General features: G+C 75.8%; 2 protein-coding genes. Both read right to left on the minus strand.

Translation table 11 applies throughout. The features are described from left to right. Window positions 1-211 (minus strand): zinc ribbon domain-containing protein (locus G3I40_RS44640; protein ID WP_164560497.1); only part of this gene is annotated, 211 nt, incomplete at its 3' end. Window positions 212-220: 9 nt separating this feature from the next. Beyond that, a partial coding sequence (locus G3I40_RS44645; protein ID WP_164560498.1) for an FCD domain-containing protein occupies window positions 221-479 on the minus strand: 259 nt, incomplete at its 5' end.

Here is a 479-nt window from a genome sequence, read left to right on the forward strand (position 1 = left end):
AGCCGCCCCCGCAGCAGCCGCCGCCACCGCCCCCGCCCGACGGCGGGGCCGGGGCCGTGCCGCTGGTGCCCGTGACGGCCACGGTCGACAGGAGTTTCACGGTGTCGTCGTGGCCCGCGGGGCACGGGGTCGGAGCAGACGACTGGGACATGGGGCGACGGAGTTCGAACGTGTCGCCGCAGGTGCGGCAGCGGTATTCGTAGCGAGGCATGGGCCCAGGTTACGGGTCGTCGCGCAGGGAGAGGTCCAGGAGTTCCAGCATCGCCGTGTAGGCGCCGTCGGGGTCCATCTCCCGCACCCGGGCGGCGACTTCGGTGTGGCTGGCCACCGGGTGGTGGTGCGGGCCCGCGTGCACCCGTTCGCCCCGCGCGGTGAGGGCCTGGCCGAGGACGCGCGGCAGCTGGGCGAAGAACCGGTTGCCGGACGCCCTGAGCAGCGCCCCGTGGAACGCGGCGTCGGCACGGCCGGCGCGCACCGGG

It is taken from the genome of Streptomyces sp. SID14478 (assembly GCF_010548525.1).
In the GTDB taxonomy this organism is placed as follows: domain Bacteria; phylum Actinomycetota; class Actinomycetes; order Streptomycetales; family Streptomycetaceae; genus Streptomyces.